At 50.4% G+C, this 15,828-nt stretch carries 9 protein-coding genes; 7 read left to right on the top strand and 2 right to left on the bottom strand.

The window, feature by feature from the left end:
- Positions 1-11: 11 nt before the first annotated feature.
- The 7 genes from DUE52_RS10220 (at position 12) to DUE52_RS10190 (ending at position 13,518) form a co-directional block, all read left to right on the top strand.
- Entirely contained in the window at positions 12-2,567 is a 2,556-nt protein-coding gene (locus tag DUE52_RS10220; RefSeq protein ID WP_114406029.1) for a M1 family metallopeptidase, read from the top strand.
- Positions 2,568-2,604: 37 nt separating this feature from the next.
- On the top strand, positions 2,605-3,681 hold the full coding sequence (locus tag DUE52_RS10215; protein WP_229312128.1) for a 3-keto-disaccharide hydrolase: 1,077 nt from the start codon (positions 2,605-2,607) through the stop codon (positions 3,679-3,681).
- A 497-nt stretch (positions 3,682-4,178) separates the two neighbouring features.
- On the top strand, positions 4,179-5,219 hold the full coding sequence (locus DUE52_RS10210) for a PD-(D/E)XK nuclease family protein (RefSeq protein WP_114405906.1): 1,041 nt from the start codon (positions 4,179-4,181) through the stop codon (positions 5,217-5,219).
- A 409-nt stretch (positions 5,220-5,628) separates the two neighbouring features.
- Entirely contained in the window at positions 5,629-8,601 is a 2,973-nt protein-coding gene (gene polA, locus DUE52_RS10205; protein WP_114405905.1) for a DNA polymerase I, read from the top strand.
- A gap of 421 nt (positions 8,602-9,022) precedes the next feature.
- Complete coding sequence (locus tag DUE52_RS10200; RefSeq protein ID WP_114405904.1) at positions 9,023-9,889, top strand: universal stress protein; 867 nt, start codon at positions 9,023-9,025, stop codon at positions 9,887-9,889.
- A gap of 36 nt (positions 9,890-9,925) precedes the next feature.
- Positions 9,926-11,005, top strand: coding sequence for a magnesium/cobalt transporter CorA (gene corA / locus DUE52_RS10195; RefSeq protein WP_114405903.1), 1,080 nt, complete (start codon positions 9,926-9,928; stop codon positions 11,003-11,005).
- A 14-nt stretch (positions 11,006-11,019) separates the two neighbouring features.
- The gene (locus DUE52_RS10190; protein ID WP_114405902.1) at positions 11,020-13,518 is read left to right on the top strand and encodes a bifunctional UDP-N-acetylmuramoyl-tripeptide:D-alanyl-D-alanine ligase/alanine racemase; all 2,499 of its coding nucleotides are present in this window, start codon (positions 11,020-11,022) and stop codon (positions 13,516-13,518) included.
- 205 nt (positions 13,519-13,723) lie between these two features.
- Here the strand turns inward: DUE52_RS10190 and DUE52_RS10185 are convergent, their stop codons facing one another.
- Both DUE52_RS10185 and DUE52_RS10180 read right to left on the bottom strand, forming a co-directional pair.
- Positions 13,724-14,434 carry a hypothetical protein gene (locus tag DUE52_RS10185; protein WP_114405901.1) on the bottom strand — a complete coding sequence of 237 codons (711 nt, stop codon included), beginning with the start codon at positions 14,432-14,434 and terminating at the stop codon, positions 13,724-13,726.
- A complete protein-coding gene (locus tag DUE52_RS10180) occupies positions 14,434-15,678 on the bottom strand; it encodes a THUMP-like domain-containing protein (protein WP_114405900.1) in 1,245 nt (414 codons plus the stop codon). Before DUE52_RS10180 ends, DUE52_RS10185 begins: the two co-directional genes overlap by 1 nt.
- Between the last annotated feature and the right edge of the window lie 150 nt (positions 15,679-15,828).

The raw sequence follows: 15,828 nt of genomic DNA, 5'->3' as shown, positions 1-15,828 counted from the left end.
GAATGATCTGTATGCTTAAAATTATCCGAAATATCGGGTTCGTCCTTCTTATTTTCATCAGCAGCCCGTGGGCACTGGGACAGAATCGCGCGGGTGATGCCGACAAAAAAAACGCTCCGCTCACGGTCAACGGCCCCTATAACGCCACCCGGACATTACCCCACGATTTGCTGCATACCAAGCTTGATCTGAGCTTCGACTGGGTGCGCCAGTGGGTCCACGGCATTGCCCGGTTGCGGTTTAAACCGCACTTTTATCCCCAGAATACGCTGGACGTTGATGCCAAAGGCTTTGAAATCAAGGGCGTTTTTCTGCTCGATACGTTGAAAACCGGCGAAACGGTTTTCGATACGCTTAATTACACCTACAACGACCGGCAAAAGATTCACGTTCTGCTGCCCCGAACCTACACCCGTGCCGATACCTTCGATATTCAGATTGTTTATACCGCCAAACCGAACGAACGACCATTGGGAGGCAGTGCGGCCATTTCGCAGGATAAAGGACTGTATTTTATCAACCACGACGGAGCGGAACCGAACAAACCCCGCCAGATCTGGACGCAGGGCGAAACCGAGGCCAATTCGTGCTGGTTTCCGACCATCGACACGCCCAATGAGAAAATGACGCAGGAGATTTACCTGACCGTCGAGAACAAATACCGGACGCTTTCCAACGGCAAACTCATTTCGTCAACGGTCAATCAGGACAGTTCGCGCACCGATTACTGGCGACAAACCTTGCCCCATTCCCCCTATCTGGCGATGATTGCCGTGGGCGATTTTGCCTACGTCAAGGATTCGCTGGCGGCAACACCCGAGCGGGGACCGCTGGAAGTGAGCTATTATGTGGAACCCGCCTACGAAAAAGACGCCCGCGCCATTTTTGGCCGGACGCCCGCGATGATCGAGTTTTTCGAGAAAAAATTCGGCGTGCCGTACGTCTGGGAGAAATACAGCCAAATTGCCGTGCGTGATTTTGTTACCGGCGCGATGGAAAACACCACGGCGACGGTTCACGGTGAAACCGTTCAGATGGACGGACGGCAACTGGTGGATGGCAATTCCGACGATGTGATTTCGCACGAACTCTCGCACCACTGGTTCGGAAACCTGACCACCGCCGAGTCGTGGGCCAACCTGCCGCTGAACGAAGCCTTTGCCACCTACGCCGAATACCTCTGGCGGGAACACAACGAAGGCACGTATTCGGCCGATATGCACGGTCTGGATGATCTGAATCAGTACATTGCCGAATCGGAAACCAAGCAGGAACCGCTGATCCGGTACCGCTACACCGACCGCGAGCAGATGTTCGACAGCCATTCGTATGCCAAAGGGGGCCGGGTGCTGCACCTGCTCCGCCGAACGATTGGCGACGATGCTTTTTTTGAATCCCTGACGCTGTACCTGAAACGCCACCGGTTCAAAACCGCCGAAATCAGCGATTTACGCGAAGTTTTTGAAGAAGTGACCGGCGAAGACCTGAACTGGTTTTTTGACCAGTGGTTCCTGAAACCGGGCCATCCGGTGATCAAGATCGAAAAAGAATACCGGCAGGGGGGCGTGCAGTTGACGGTTATTCAGCAACAGGATTCGACCAAAACCCCGATTTACCGCCTGCCGGTGAAAGTGGATCTGTGGGTAAAAGGGCAGAAGAAAAGCTACGATGTGGTGGTCGATAAAGCCAAACAGGTGCTGAATTTTACAGTGGAGCAACGTCCGGATTTGATCGTATTCGACGCGGATCACCGGATTGTGGGAACCGTTGAGCAGGAAAAAAACAAGCCGGAATTGTTGTTTCAGTTTTACCACACCGACAATTACCGCGACAAATACGAGTCCATCACCCGGCTGGAAGACAAAAGCAACCTGATCGACTCGACGGTTCGACACATGATGATGGATGCCATGCAGGATAAATTCTGGAAAATCCGTCAGGTGGCCGTAGGGAATTTTGCGGAATACGACGGCCAGGAGTTTGCGGAAGTAGAGCGGATTGTCCAGAGCAAAGCCCGCAACGACGAACGTTCGCTGGTGCGGCAGGAAGGCATCAACACGCTGGCTTCCTACGCCGACAATGTCAACGACCCGCTGTTCCGGGAAGCGCTCAACGATACGTCGTATGCTGTCGTGTCGTCGGCGCTGGATTCCTATTTGTTGTCAAAACCGGGAGACGCCAATGAAATTGCCGCCCGTTTTGAGAATGTCCCCAATGGCGACATCGTAACGGCGGTGGCCAATTATTACGCCAATTCGACCGATACAAGCCGCTATACCTGGTTCATCAACAAGATGAGCACCATGAAATCGCAGGATCTCTACAACTTTTTGCAGGTCTTCGGCAAATACCTGATTCGATCCGGGTCCGACACCCAGCGGCAGGCCATTCCGATGCTGGAAGTGATGGCGCGCACAAGTCCGGCGTATTTTGTGCGGTTTGGAGCCTATCAGGTGCTGGGTTTATTGCAGGACATCGAAGGCGTCAAATCCATGCGGAAAGACATTCGCCTGAGCGAGCGCGACCCGAAACTAAAGGAAATGTATGAGCAGTTTAAAGATTTTTAAAACCGTATTAGTTAAAAGCAAAACCCAGAAAACTCCTATGAAGAAACGATTTTTTACTTCGATTTTATGTGCTTTTATCGGCCTTTCCGTTGCGCTGGCCGCGGGTCCGATTGACGGGAAGTGGGTCGGAAAAATAGGTGACGATTATGCGTTGACCCTGGACCTGAAAACGGACGGCAACCAACTGACCGGAACCATCGGCAATGCGAATGGCGGCCTTCCCATCAAAGAGGGAAAGGTGGATGGCACTAGTTTTTCGTTCAAAACAGAATACGATGGAAATGTGATTCCCGTTAAAGGGACCGTTGAGGGTGACAAAATGATTCTGTCCGTCAATTACAATGGCAGCGAGGTTCCCGGAACCCTGATGCGTCAGGGCGGTTCTTCCAGCACGGCAACCGCCAGTCGTCCGCGGGCAAAACCCGAAGAAACCGAAGTGTGGGATCCGGTTCCGAAAGTCGTTACAACGGGCAAAACACCCCTCGATGCGCCTTCTGACGCAGTGATTCTTTTTGACGGCAAAAACCTGGATCAGTGGGTGACGGTGAAAGACAAATCGCCCGCCAACTGGACGGTTTCCAAAGGCGTTCTGACCGTCAATAAGGCCGCCGGTAACATCGAAACCAAGCGGTCGTTCACGAACTATCAGCTTCACATCGAATGGAAGATTCCCGAGAAAATCTCATTGACCGGCCAGAGCCGGGGCAACAGCGGTATCTTCCTGGCGTCTACCGGCCCCGGTGATGCGGGCTATGAGTTGCAGGTGCTGGATTCGTACGAAAACAAAACCTACTCGAACGGACAGGCGGGAAGCATTTACAAACAGGCGATTCCGCTGGCCAACGCCAGCAAAAAACCGGGCGAATGGCAGGTGTACGACGTGATCTGGAATGCTCCGAAATTCAACGCCGATGGCTCGGTGCAGACCCCGGCCCACGTGACGGTTATTCACAACGGCGTAGTGGTGCAGAACAACTACGAACTGAAGGGCGAAACGACGTACATCGGGCAACCCCAATACAAAAAGTACGAATCGGCACCGATCAAGTTGCAGGCTCACGGTGATAAAAGCGAACCGATCAGCTTCCGGAACATCTGGGTTCGGGAGTTATAGGTTTCTGATTACGAATGATGGATTTTAGAGAAAGGGGTGGCTGTAGCTGCCCTTTTTCCGTTTTAGAAAAAGTTAAAAAACTCGATTTACCACCTCCGGCCACTACGAAAAGCAAGAAGCAGCAGAAGATTTTCTTCTAAACGGAAACAGGCTGACTTAATATCCGAAACGGTGTGAAACGTTAACATTTAAGGTGAAAATGTTGACACCCTACCGGTCATAAGGAGGGAATTTCTTAACCTTAGTCTATGGCACACAGACCAAAGTGAGGATACTAGAGTACTAATCTGGTAAGTACTAAGGCGACAGAGTGCCTTTTGCCGCGATTATCACGCCAATCTAAACCGGGGTTTGTTCAAGTAATTGGTAAAATGTATTAGTTTTAGCAATGCAATGAGTAGCAGTCATAATTTTATAGTCTAAGCACCCACAAAGGTAAGACTAACTGCATCTTGCCATTTTTATAAAAAAGCCTTGCCCTTATAAATAAATAGATTATGAAATATAGCCACAAGCAATTAATATTTGCGAAATATTTAATGGAACGAATTGGGTTTAAAGATGAAGATAAAATATTAGATTATCTTGAACATTTGGAGTTACTGTATGGTAAATGGGTAGATTATACTAATCATGGTGACTGGAATTTTACAGTAAGCGATTGTATACAAATGCTACTCGATGAAGTAAAAATTAAATCAGAAAAAAAATCTATCGAAAAAAAATCTATCGAAAAAAAGGATTTAAAAAATCATACCTATACAGCTACAGACTTATCCAATTTTGTTTTTTGTCCAATAAGCTATGTCATTCAGAAATCTTTTAAAATAACTAATCCGTCAGGTCAAGAATACACAGAGACCGGAAGACAGCTACATGAACAATTAAGGCTAATAAATAAAAAAATACCGGTTGGAGTACATGAAAAAGATACAATGACACACGAAGTTTACAATGACGAAATTATTCGTAAAATTCGTAAATCAGAAATAATTTTTTGTGGACATGGAAGCGAAAATATATATTTTTCTAATCCAGAAGAAAAGTATTCAGGCCAACCTGATTATATATTCAAAGACGATGAGGGTACATATTTCGTAGTTGAAGAAAAGTTTATCTATATAAACAGTGAAAGAAAAAGGGATTTTCATCTGAACCATTTAGCTCAATTGTATTCATATATAAAATATATAAATCAGTACAAAATAAAATATGGCTACTTAATTTATTGGTATTACAATTTTCCAAATAATCACCTTCCTATGGTTATGTCAGTAAAAATAAGAAAAACTGAAGAAAATATACGAAGTTCTGATTTTTTAGACCAAGTATTTATTGACCTAAAAAAGCTAGATGATGGTGATAATGAAATTTTTGATGTTAATACACTTAATATGAAAAAATGTGCTGGCTGCGTTGTAAATAAATATTGCAATCATAAAACAGGAGTGTACAACGATTATACTTTACCTTACAACACAAATTATATACAACTTCATTATCCAAAATTTCCTGAAGAATTAAAAAAAAACAGATAAAAATTAATAATGAAGTGCAATATATGTCAGTATATTGATTGGAATACTAGATTTTCGGCTTGAAAATATTTTCCCGTTGCCTGTCTTGCGCTCTACGCATTTTAGCTGTTGCCGATGTATGGTAAAATTTGCGTTCTGGCTACATGTGTCTAATTTGTGGGCTCAACGTTGCACGATCATCGTCAGTGGAATTTGTCCAGCACTCGTTAAAATTTCACCTTGGTCTGTGGCACACAGACCAAGGTGAAGGCTCACCAAACCTGAGTAGCTACAGTGGTTTTGGGCCGGGCCGCAAACCGGAATCAATCCCTCCGCTCCGTCGTTATGATTTTGATACGGAGACGATATTTCGTTATTTGCGAGCGTCGTTTTCTGCCCGTTGCGCAGACCGTTTTCCGGCAACTTACCAATGAATAAACCAGAAAAGAAACTGTTTTTGCTGGATGCACTGGCGTTGATTTACCGCGCCCATTTTGCCTTCAGCAAAGCCCCCCGCATCACCTCCAGGGGCCTGAATACCAGTTGCGTATTCGGATTTACGAACGCCATGCTGGAGATTCTTCAAAAGGAAAAACCGACCCACATCGGCGTTGCGTTCGATAGCAGCAAAAAGACCTTCCGGCACGAGGCTTTTGTGGAATACAAGGCCAACCGTCAGGCCATGCCCGAGGACATTAGCATCGCCATTCCGTACGTGAAAAAGCTGGTGGAAGCCATGAACATTCCGATTCTGATTCTGGATGGCTACGAAGCGGATGACATCATCGGAACGCTCGCCAAACGGGCGTCGAAGGCTGGTTTCGAGGTGTTTATGATGACGCCGGATAAAGATTACGGCCAGCTCGTCGAAGAACACGTCTACATTTACCGCCCGGCGTTCATGGGAAAAGGAGCCGAGAAACTGGGGGTGAAAGAAGTACTTGATCGCTGGCAGATTCAGGAAATCAGTCAGGTGACCGACATGCTGGGGCTCATGGGCGATTCGGTCGATAATATTCCGGGGATTCCGGGCGTCGGCGAGAAAACCGCTCAGAAACTCGTGGCCGAATTTGGCAGCGTCGAAAACCTGATTGCCAATGCCGACAAACTGAAAGGCAAGCTGAAAGAGAACGTGGTGCAGTTTGCCCAGCAGGGCCTTTTGTCGAAGCAACTGGCCACCATTCACCTCGACGTTCCGCTCGATTTTAACGAAGAAGCCCTGCTCCATACCGAACCTGACAAACCCAAACTGTCGGCCTTGCTGGACGAACTCGAGTTCCGGCAATTGCGTCGGAGGCTGGTGGGCGAGGACGATTCCGAACCCAGCCCGTTTCCGGTGGCTCCGGCCAAACCGAGTGCCAAAGGGCAGATGGGCCTGTTCGATGAAGCGGTTTTGGCCCCCGCAGCAAGCCCGGCTGCGAATGCGTCCGGGACGGAGGGATTGCCGTTTACATTCGATAAAAAACCGGGTGTTGGGGCCGACATTTCGGCCTTCGAAAAAGGTGCCCGGCCGCAGGCAATTGCCAACACGGACGATATGCAGTCGGACTGGACGGAAGTGGAACCGGATGACCGACAGCCTGAACCCCGGCGCACGATTGATTCGGTCGTTCACGATTACCGGCTGGTCGACACCCCCGCGTTGCGGAAAAGTCTGGTGCATTACCTGAATCAGCAGGATACCTTGTGTTTCGATTCGGAAACGACCTCAACCGATCCCGTCGAGGCCGATCTGGTGGGATTGTCGTTTGCGTACCGCAAGGGCGAAGCGTTTTACGTGCCGGTACCGGCTGATCGGGAAGAAGCGCAGGCGATTGTCGAAGAGTTTCGGTCGGTTTTTGAAAATGCGGAGATCATCAAGGTTGGCCAGAACCTGAAATACGACATGCTGATGCTGAAAAAATACGGCATCGAAGTGCAGGGCAAGCTGTTCGATACGATGGTGGCGCATTACCTGATCGAACCGGAGCAGCGGCACAACATGGACATGATGGCGATGACGCACCTGAATTACGAACCGGTTTCGATCGAAACGCTGATTGGCAAGAAAGGGCCGAAGCAGTTGTCGATGCGCGATGTCGAAATTCAGAAAGTGGTCGAATACGCCGGGGAAGATGCCGACATTACCCTGCAATTGAAAGACACCTTTTTGCCACTGCTGGAGAAAAATCAGCTCACCAAACTGTTCTACGAAGTTGAAATGCCGCTGGTTCGCGTCCTCGGCGACATGGAACTGGGGGGCGTGAAAGTGGATATGAACGCCCTGGCCGAGCTTTCGGCGACGCTCGAAACCGACATCCGGCAGGTGCAGGGCGAAATTTATGAACTGGCGGGTGGCCCCTTCAATGTGGGATCGCCCAAACAGTTGGGCGAGGTGTTGTTTGACAAACTCAAGCTGGACAGCAAAGCGAAAAAGACTAAAACCGGGCAGTATGCCACCGGCGAGGAGATTCTGACCGATCTGGAAGCGGATCACGAAATTGCCCGGAAGATTCTGGATTACCGCGAACTGGTGAAGTTGAAAAACACCTATGTCGATGCGCTTCCGCTCATGATGAGTAAACACGACGGCCGGATTCATACCTCGTTCAACCAGGCGGTGGCGGCAACGGGGCGTTTGAGTTCGACCAATCCCAACCTGCAAAACATCCCGATCCGGACGCCCCGGGGTCGTGAAATCCGGAAGGCTTTTGTGCCCCACAGCGACGATTTTCTGATCATGTCGGCGGATTATTCGCAAATCGAACTGCGCATCATGGCGGCTTTCAGCGGGGATCAAACCATGCTGGATGCGTTCAACAACGGCATCGACATTCACACCCAAACCGCCAGCAAGGTGTTTAAAGTACCGCTAACAGAGGTCGATTCAGACATGCGCCGGAAGGCCAAAATGGTCAATTTCGGGATCATCTACGGGATTTCAGCGTTCGGCCTTTCGCGCCGGTTGCGGATTCCGCGCCGGGAAGCGGCCGAAATTATTCAGGAATATTTTGCCGGTTTTCCGGCCATTAAAGAGTATATGGATGGGGCGATTGCAAAGGCCCGCGAATGCGAATACGCCGAAACCATTTTGGGCCGACGCCGGTATTTGCGCGACATCAATTCCCGGAACATGACCGACCGGAGTTTTGCCGAGCGCAACGCCATCAACGCGCCCATCCAGGGATCGGCGGCCGATATGATCAAGATTGCGATGATCAACATCGACAAGTTTATTCGGGAAAACCGTCTGAAGTCGCGCATGATTCTGACGGTCCATGATGAACTGGTCTTCGATGCCCACAAGGATGAACTGGAGCTGTTGAAGGAAAACGTCGGAGAACTGATGCGAACGGCGATTCCGCTGGCGGTCAAGATGGAAACCGGTATTGGAATTGGCGAAAACTGGCTGGTGGCACATTGAAACAACCTGCCCAGATGAGCGGAAACCACTTCGTTATTCGATGTTTAGTATTCAATATTTATTAAAATCAACGCCAACTATGAGATGATGCCCTTGCCTAACAGTTGTTTAAGTGCCAGCGGCACGTAATGTTAATAGCAAATCGGTATTTTAAGAGCTCCAGGCGTGCCGGAGGTACGCGATATAGGCTGAGTTGCGTACCTCCGGCACGCCTGGAGCTCTTAAAATACCGATTTGCTATTAACATCGGACCCCTCCGGGGTCAATAATCTCACGGTTTGCTTTAAAATCAAAAAATGAATATCGAATATTGAACATTGAATATCGAAGTGTTTGAATTCGGGTTCATAAAGAATTAACAAGGTTACCGGGACGGAAGCCTTGTTTTTTTGTTAGTATTGAATCACTAATCCCTCGAAGCATGAAAAACATACTGGTTCCCACTGATTTTACCGGCACTTCCAATTTGGCCCTGGCCTGGGCGAAATTCATTGCCCAACACTATATCAACGATGGTCATGAAACGACGCTGGTGCTGGCGCACGTCACGCAGCCTTTTATTCCGGACACTACGTTGCCAACGGGCGAAGTAGGAGCGGGCATTCTGGCGGCTCAGGAAATGGAAGACGTTGGCGAGTTAAACCTGCAGGAGTTGGCCGAACAACTTGAACGGGAAGGGTTTGCGACCCGGATTGAAAACCGCTTTGGATCAATCGACGACGAAATTGTGGAGGTGGCCGATGAGTTGCAGCCGGATCTGATCGTGATGGGGCGGAGCCACATCGATACGTTTTTTGACTGGCTGGCGGGGAGTTCGGCGGCTGATGTGGCCATGACGGCCCACTGCCCGGTTTTGGTGGTGCCAACGCTGGAACACGGCGAAAGCCATCCGGTTCGGCTGGAAAACATCGTGTATGCAACCCAACTGGAGTTTGACGAAAACCACATCCTGAGGCCCGTCGTCCAGCTTGCCCGGATGTTTGAGTCCAAATTAAGACTCGTGAAAATCAAGGCCCTCAACCAGCCCAATGTGTATGACGACCGCCAGTTTCTGGATCAGATCGAAGCCGAATTTGGCCGGGAGCGGTTTGTGGAAGACACGGTGGATGCTGATAATGTGAAAGAAGGATTGACGAAATACAACAAAACCCACCAGGTCGATCTGCTGATTATGGCCACCCGCGAACGGGATTTCCTGAGCAAATTGCTGAATCCCAGCCTGACCAAACGCATGGTGCTAAGTTCCGACATACCGGTTTTGGTGTATCACGCGAAAGAAAACTACTAGTACCTCTGGACTTTAGTCCGTGGGTACCTGAAAACGATGGGCAGACGCCGGTACAAACATTCTGAAAAAAAAGTGGGAACCTCGCCGGGTTCCCTCATTTACGTTGGTCAGGATACCGACTACAAAACGGCAATCCGGCGAATTCTCTATAACGAAGCCAGCTATACCGTCGAAACCCTGAAGCGCCTGGATTCCTGCGGGCGACCGACTGACGGTTCACCATTCGTCTCCTGGCTCAACGTGGATGGCATTCACGAGCCCGCTGTGGTGGAGCGCATTGGCCAGCAATATCAATTGCACCCCTTGTTGCTCGAGGATGTTATGAATTCCCAGCAAAAGCCCAAAGTGGAAGAATACGACGGTGCTTACGTGTTTTCAACGCTTAAAATGCTGCATTTCAATTCTGATACGCAGGAGTTGGAAAATGAACACCTGAGTTTTGTGTTGGGGAAAAACTACCTGATCTCGTTTCAGGAGGAACGAAAAGTCGATTTGTTTCAGCCTGTTCTCGACCGCATCGAGGCTTCGGCGGGGAAAACCCGGCGCAACGGCCCCGATTATCTGCTTTATGCCCTGATGGATCTGGTGGTTGACCACTATTTTGTGGTGCTGGATAGCATCGGCGAAAAGCTCGAAATTCTGGAGAACAGCATCATTCAGCAGGTGGCCGGGCAGCAAACCCTGACGCGGCTGTATACTCTGAAACGCGAACTGACGTTGATGCGGAAAGTGGTCTGGCCCGTTCGCGAAATGATCAACCGGCTGATTCTGGAAGACAGTGAACTGATTCGTCCGGCCACCATGCCTTTTCTCCGCGATCTGTATGACCATGTGGTTCAGGTGCTCGACAGCATCGATTCCTACCGCGAACTGGCCACCGGTTTGCTGGATGTATACTTGTCGACGCTCAGCAACCGGATGAATGCCGTCATGAAAACGCTGACGATTTTTTCGGCTATTTTTATGCCGCTGACGTTTATTGTGGGCGTCTATGGAATGAATTTTGACAACATGCCGGAACTCCGCACCCAAAACGGCTATTTTGTCGTCATGGGCATCATGGTCGTTCTGACGGTTTTAATGGTTATTTATTTCCGCCGAAGGCGGTGGTTTTAGGTGATACAGTTTTTATGACAATTCAGGATTTTGGGATCAATACATCTGAGGTGTATCCGGTGACGGACAGCCGTCAGGTGTTGTCGCCGACGCAGAACGGGGCGGCAGAACCGGTTTTTTTTGCCATTCAGGGCGAACACCACGACGGGCATCGGTTCATTACGGAATTATACAAGAAGAACGTCCGGCAGTTTGTGGTCGAGACGGCCGCTTTGACGCCCGACCTGCGGCACGAATTGGCGCAATTGCCCGACGCCCGCATCCACGAGGTGGGCAGCAGCCTGAAAACTTTGCAGGAATTAGCCGCCGAACACCGCAGCCGGTTTACGATTCCGGTGGTCGGCATCACGGGAAGCAACGGCAAAACCATCGTGAAAGAATGGCTGGCGCAGGTGCTGTCGCCCGATTTCCGGATTCAGAAAAGCCCGAAAAGCTACAACTCCCAACTGGGGGTTCCGCTCTCGGTGTGGCCGCTGAACGAAAACCATACGCTGGGGATTTTTGAAGCGGGGATTTCGAAACCGGCTGAAATGCAGGCGCTTCAATCCATTATCAACCCCACGGTTGGCATTTTTACGAACGTCGGCCCGGCCCACGACGAAGGTTTCCGAAGCCAGAAGCAGAAAGTGGCCGAAAAGCTCCGTCTGTTCCGCAAAGCGGAGACGCTGATTTACCGGAAATCGTATTCGGAAATTGACGAAGAAATTCACTTGCTGCTCAAAGCCGTCAACCCAACCATTCGGCTGATCAGTTGGTCGACTGACCAGGCCGCAGCCGTTCCGGTTTCCTATGCGCTGAAGCCGATCGGTACGCAAATCAGTGTGCAATGGGAGGGACGGAACTATCGGGTTGAGGTGCCGTTTTCTGATTCTGCATCGCTCGAAAATGCGACGCACGTCCTGCTGGCCACACTGGTTTTGGGCGTTACGGACGCGAACCTTCTGCGGGAGCGGTTTGCCCGTTTGCGGCCCGTGTCGATGCGGCTGGAATTGAAAGAAGGCATTCACCGCAACCTGCTGATCGACGACACCTATAACAACGACCTCGCCGGTTTGTCAATTGCGCTTGATTTTCTGAACCAGCAGGATGCATCCCGCCAGAAAGTGCTGGTTCTGTCGGATCTGCTCGAAACCGGGATGAAACCGGACGAACTCTATCCGGCCATTGCGCGAATGGTGGCCGAAAAAGGCGTCAGCCAACTGGTTGGCGTCGGGCCGGAAATGGGGGGGTATCAATCGGTTTTTACGGTGCCAACCCGGTTTTATGCGACCACCAACGCGCTTTTGCAATCCGGTTACCTGAATGAATTGACGGATTCGGTGATTCTGGTGAAGGGCGCAAGGCGGTTTTCGTTTGAAAGCGTGGTCAGCCGTTTTGTGCAGAAATCGCACCGGACGGTTTTGGAAATAAACCTCGACGCCCTCACCCACAACCTGAATTTTTACCGGAACAAAGTCGGTTCGCAGACCAAAATCATGGTGATGGTGAAGGCCTTTGCCTACGGCAGCGGCAGTGCCGAGGTGGCCAGTCTGCTGCAATACCACCGTGTCGACTACCTGGCCGTAGCCTATGCCGACGAGGGCGCGGGGCTTCGTCAGAATGGGATTACGCTGCCCATTCTGGTGATGAATCCGGCACCGGAGTCGTTTCGGCAACTGCTTGATTATAACCTGGAACCGGAGATTTTCAGCTTTCGGATTCTGGAAGAATGGAGGCAGTTTCTGAAAGAAGAACATCCGCAACAGGGTGCTGAAAAACCGGTTGTAAAATACCCGCCTATTCACATCAAGCTCGATACGGGAATGCACCGGCTGGGTTTCCTGCCCGGCGAAATAACCGCTCTGGGGGAAGTCTTGACAGCTAATCCAGATCTTCGGGTGGCTTCGGTATTCAGTCATCTGGCGGGCTCCGACGAAGCGGAACACACGGCTTTTTCGCAGGAACAATACCGGCAACTGATCGCAGGTGCGACGCGACTTGAACAAATTCTGGGGTATCGCCCGCTGCGGCATTTACTCAACTCGGCGGGCATTGTGCGTTTGCCCGACTTCAAACTGGACATGGTTCGGCTCGGAATCGGACTGTATGGCGTTGAAGTGAGTAAACTGGAACCGCAACAGGTTCAGGCGGTGGGCACGTTGAAAACCATCATCAGCCAGATCAAAGACCTCAAAGCCGGAGAAACCGTGGGCTACAGTCGCCGGGGTGTTCTGACCCGCGACGCCCGCATCGCCACGCTGGCAGTCGGCTATGCCGATGGCTACGACCGTCGGTTGGGCAACGGCGTCGGGCAGGTTTGGGTCAATGGCGTTTTGTGCCCCACGGTGGGCAGTGTCTGCATGGATATGACGATGATCGATGTATCCGAAACGCAGGCGCAGGAGGGAGACGAAGTCATTTTGTTTGGTCAGCCGATTTCGATTGCGGATCTGGCGGAGCGCATCGGGACCATTCCTTACGAAATTCTGACGGGGGTAAGCGAGCGGGTGAAGCGGGTTTTCTACCGGGAATAATAAAAAAGCCCGCCAGCCGGAATCCGACTGACGGGCCTCATCTGTCCCCACAAACCGCTCTCACAGGGTTCTTCCAAGTTGGTAGATCAGCGTCTGCCCAACTTTTTTTTCCAGAGTAGAGAAGCTAGACAAGAGAGTAAAGACCAACTCAACTGGATTACTTTTTCTTTACTCTCTTGTCTATCCTCTTTACTCTCAGAAAAATCTATTTCGGTAATTTGGCTCGGGCTGCTTCCAGGGCCTGTTTTTTCACTTCAAGTTCTTTGGCCGAATTGACCTGATCGTTTTTGTTGGTCTCCGTATCGCGGGTCAACTGCTCCAGTTCGCGGACGTTCTCGTCCATCTTTTTCACCAGATTGTCTTTCTCTTTTTTGTTCCGTTCCAGATCCCGAACCAGCTTTTCGCCCTGTTTGACCAGTTTTTCCTGCTTTTTCTGGGCTTCGTTAAACGTATCATCCGCGAGTTTGATGTCGTAATTGATGCGCGTGCGCTCCGCAAAATCTTTGAGCAGGGTTTCCACCTGATCGTACATCGTGCTGCCCGGTTTCACATAATCGGCATTGCCTTTGTCGACGGCCAGAAAAACCGTGGCCTTTGCTTTGTCGGCGGTTACCTTGCTGGCCACGTTTAAAGGCTCGTTGGACAGCGCCGGAATGTTGGCGGCTGGCACCTTATAAACGCCACTGCGACCTGTGGTTACTTTTCCGTACGATTTCAGCAACGTCTCCCATTCTTTTTCAACAAATTTTCCTTCGATCGGTAGATTGAGGGAAAGACCCACCAGCGAAATCTGGTCTACTTTTTCGGTAGCCGACGACACGGTTTGGGCCAGAACAGACGGTGAAATCAGCAAAAAACCGATCAGGCCTGAGAAAATCAATACGGGTAAGAACGACTTAAACAAATGTGCTTTCATTAGTGTAACGATGGATAAACTGGTTTTCGTGTAATTAAAATTCGTTTCTTCCTGTCAGACAGGGTGGTGGCAAACAGGTACAGATCGCCCCCGGCGGCTAAGCTAAGCTTTTTACGCAGAGTCTCAGTGGATTCCGGAAAATTCCGGACGCTCAGGTTGGCTTTCCCGTCTGGTAAAAAAACGTGAACCGCTTTGCGATCCGGTTTACAATTTCCCAGTATTTCAAAGGATCGGCCGGGAAAGTCCGGAACTAGTCGATCACTCGTATACAAGTGACTGTTAGGGGCCAGTTTGAACAAACCCAACCGCTCGGCAACGATCCGAAAGGCGCCTGCTTTTAATAGAGACGCATTGGGCTCGTATAAGTAACGCAGCGGATCGCTAAATTGAACATCAGCGGTTCGTTCATCGTTTCGGCGGTAAATAAACACGCTGTCCGGTGCCGCCGAACGGAGGTTGACCGCCCTCACCTCAATCTCCGGATTTTCACGGCCCGCCAGAACAAAGAGTACTTCTTTGCACTCGTTGTCGACCGAAACCACATGCACCGCCGACACATCAGGGAGTTGCCGGATCACCAGCTCAATGTCGATCAGGGGCGACGTTTTCAACAAAACCGCTTTCGTTTTGTGGCGAAAACCGGTTGGGTCACCGGGGCGGTACCAGTCCAGAATATTGGGTTCACAATCCTCCAGCCGGACGACCTTGCCGCCCTGCTGATCGCGACGGGCCGGGTCCAGATACATCCAGTCGGCGGTTTCGGCAAACGCGGTCAAAAAGGCGGTTGCGTTGGTGTCCAGGCCCGATTGATGCGGAAATTCAATGTTATTTCCCCCCAGTTTGGGCAGGTTATAGGCGGCCAGTTCGGCCAGATTGGGCTGTTGTTCGATGTAAATGACCCGCTCGGCGTGGCGGGAAAAGGCGAGTGAATCGACGCCCATACCACCGGTTAGATCCAGAAGCAGCCCCGCTTTCGCTCCATTTTGGGAAATGATAGAAGCCTTATAAGCCGCCGTCCGTTCCGAGGACGCCTGTTCGACCGATAGCGCGGGGGGAAATACCAGTTCCGGATTTTCGTACCAGCCCGGCAGTTTGGTTCGCGCTTTCTGGCGGGCGACCAATTGATCCGCTATGGCTTTCACCCGAATACCGTCATCCATCGAATACCGCAATACGAACGTATGGGGGTCATCGTGCAGATGTTCCTGCATAAAAGCCCGTTCGCTGGAATTGAAAAGTAGCATTAATTAAAGAAATAGTGAAAACCGTGAAAAGATTAAAAACAGATTAAAATTTTATTACGAGTTTTGTGGTTATAGAACTGTTCTTAGGGCATGAACTTTTTATTTGCCTTCAGGACAGAACTATGCTACGCTAATTTTTCATCATAATTG

The sequence above is a fragment of the Larkinella punicea genome (assembly GCF_003334855.1).
Classification (GTDB): domain Bacteria; phylum Bacteroidota; class Bacteroidia; order Cytophagales; family Spirosomataceae; genus Larkinella; species Larkinella punicea.
This window is presented reverse-complemented; position numbering and strand designations above follow the sequence as displayed.

What these genes read in the sequence shown, in the direction of transcription:
- DUE52_RS10180 (WP_114405900.1), bottom strand. Translation starts at nt 15,678, where the DNA reads ATGCTACTTTTCAATTCCAGCGAACGGGCTTTTATGCAGGAACATCTG.
- DUE52_RS10220 (WP_114406029.1), top strand. Translation starts at nt 12, where the DNA reads ATGCTTAAAATTATCCGAAATATCGGGTTCGTCCTTCTTATTTTCATC.
- DUE52_RS10200 (WP_114405904.1), top strand. Translation starts at nt 9,023, where the DNA reads ATGAAAAACATACTGGTTCCCACTGATTTTACCGGCACTTCCAATTTG.
- DUE52_RS10215 (WP_229312128.1), top strand. Translation starts at nt 2,605, where the DNA reads ATGAAGAAACGATTTTTTACTTCGATTTTATGTGCTTTTATCGGCCTT.
- DUE52_RS10190 (WP_114405902.1), top strand. Translation starts at nt 11,020, where the DNA reads ATGACAATTCAGGATTTTGGGATCAATACATCTGAGGTGTATCCGGTG.
- DUE52_RS10210 (WP_114405906.1), top strand. Translation starts at nt 4,179, where the DNA reads ATGAAATATAGCCACAAGCAATTAATATTTGCGAAATATTTAATGGAA.
- corA (WP_114405903.1), top strand. Translation starts at nt 9,926, where the DNA reads ATGGGCAGACGCCGGTACAAACATTCTGAAAAAAAAGTGGGAACCTCG.
- DUE52_RS10185 (WP_114405901.1), bottom strand. Translation starts at nt 14,434, where the DNA reads ATGAAAGCACATTTGTTTAAGTCGTTCTTACCCGTATTGATTTTCTCA.
- polA (WP_114405905.1), top strand. Translation starts at nt 5,629, where the DNA reads ATGAATAAACCAGAAAAGAAACTGTTTTTGCTGGATGCACTGGCGTTG.